This is a genomic window from bacterium, from assembly GCA_021372615.1.
GTDB lineage: Bacteria > Armatimonadota > Zipacnadia > Zipacnadales > UBA11051 > JAJFUB01.
In genome coordinates this window covers 1-1,565 of record JAJFUB010000158.1, presented here as the reverse complement: position 1 = coordinate 1,565, position 1,565 = coordinate 1, and the positions used below count along the sequence as shown (strand labels likewise).

The window sequence follows — 1,565 nt, the reverse complement described above, 5'->3', positions numbered from 1 at the left end:
GAGGACGGCTGGGCCAGGACCTCACCCTTGGCGTCGAGGCTGTAGAGCAGCAGGTAGGCCCGGCCCTGCAGCTCGTGCGTCCGCACCCACGCCGACAGGCGCGCCGCCGTGCCGGGCTTGAGGCGCAGGTCCCCGCCGTGGCCCGACCGCCAGCGCGACAGCGTGTCGGTGCGGTTCGTGATCGTCACGCAGCGCTGCCCGGAGTGTGGGGCGTCGGCGCTCCACGCCAGCTCGCGAGCGGCGTCGCTCGGGGTGCGCTGGCCCCAGCCCAGCGGCAGATCTGCCTCGCCCATCTCGAAGCCGGGATTGGGGGCCAGGTTCGGCTGCGCACTCGCCCAGGAGGCGGGAAGTGCGGCAGTCACGAGCGCGATGGCGACGCAAAGCCGGTGCATGGTCCCCTCTTCCCGGCGGGGCCGGAGGCGACCTGCGCCGGGAGCGCAAGGTGCGGCCCCTGCTGCCGGAGAAGTGGCCCCCCCGGAGGCACGCGATGACCGGCAAGCAGCGCATGCTGCAGACACTGCGCTTCGAGCAGCCCGACCGCCCGCCGCACTTCGAGGTCATGTTCGAACTCGAACACGAGGCCTTCGGGCTGCGCTTCCCCGACCGCCACAGTTGGGGCGGCATCTCCCGTGCTGAGAAGGCGGCGAAAATCGCGCAGTGCATGGCGATCTACGAGAGGATCGTCGCGCGCTACCGGTGGGACGCGCTGGCCGTCTTCTGGCCCTGGAGCGACGCTGACGGTGTCATCGCCGCCAGGCACACATTTGGCGACGATCTCCTCATCGGCACCATCGTGGGCGGGACGACGTTGGCCATCGAGAACGTCACCGACTGGATGCAGTTCTCGGCCGACCTGAGGGAGCACCCCGAGGTGCTGCACGCCGAGGCCCGGCAGCGGACCGACACGGCCCTGGCGAAGTTCAGCGAGTTGGCCGGAGCGGAACCCGACTTCATCCACGTGGTCAACGACATCGCCTTCAACGCCGGGCCGTTCATCGCGCCCGCCCAGATCCGCGAGTTCATCATCCCGTATCTCGCCGAGCAGGTCGCCCACCTGCGCGCGCTGGGGATCATCCCGTTCATCCACACCGACGGGAACATCATGCCCTTCCTGGACGACTACATCGGCACCGGCGCGGCCTGCTACCAGTCGGTGGACCCGCAGGCCGGGATGGACCTGGCCGAGGTGAAGCGCCGCGCCTACGGGAAGATGGCGCTGATGGGCAACGTGCAGTGCAGCCTGCTGCAAGACGGCCCGCGCGAGGCGATCCGCGAGGCGGCGCTGTACGCCCTCCGTCACGGTGCCCCCGGCGGCGGCTACATCTTCGGCACCTCGAACACGATCTTCCCGGGCATGCCGCTGGAGCACTATGAGTGTATGCTCGAGGTGTACCGGGAGTTCTGCGCGACCGACGGGGTCTGTCCCCGGAAGGCGGGCGACAGCCCGTCTGCAGGGGGCTGAGCCCAGCATTGCACTGTCGGGGTCAGCCCCCTGCGGGTCGCCTGCGGCGACCACTCCGGGGACAGACCCCAGCATCAGGAGACACCACATGACCCGCCTGCCA

2 protein-coding genes are annotated in these 1,565 nt (G+C 70.0%); one reads left to right on the top strand and one right to left on the bottom strand.

Annotated features, from left to right (window positions below; genetic code table 11):
• On the bottom strand, positions 1 to 392 hold a 392-nt coding region (locus tag LLH23_22325), incomplete at its 3' end, for a hypothetical protein (protein MCE5241211.1).
• 95 nt (positions 393 to 487) lie between these two features.
• Between LLH23_22325 and LLH23_22320 the strand changes: the two genes are divergently transcribed.
• On the top strand, positions 488 to 1,462 hold the full coding sequence (locus tag LLH23_22320; GenBank protein ID MCE5241210.1) for a uroporphyrinogen decarboxylase family protein: 975 nt from the start codon (positions 488 to 490) through the stop codon (positions 1,460 to 1,462).
• Positions 1,463 to 1,565 lie beyond the last annotated feature (103 nt).

What these genes read in the sequence shown, in the direction of transcription:
- LLH23_22320 (MCE5241210.1), top strand. Translation starts at nt 488, where the DNA reads ATGACCGGCAAGCAGCGCATGCTGCAGACACTGCGCTTCGAGCAGCCC.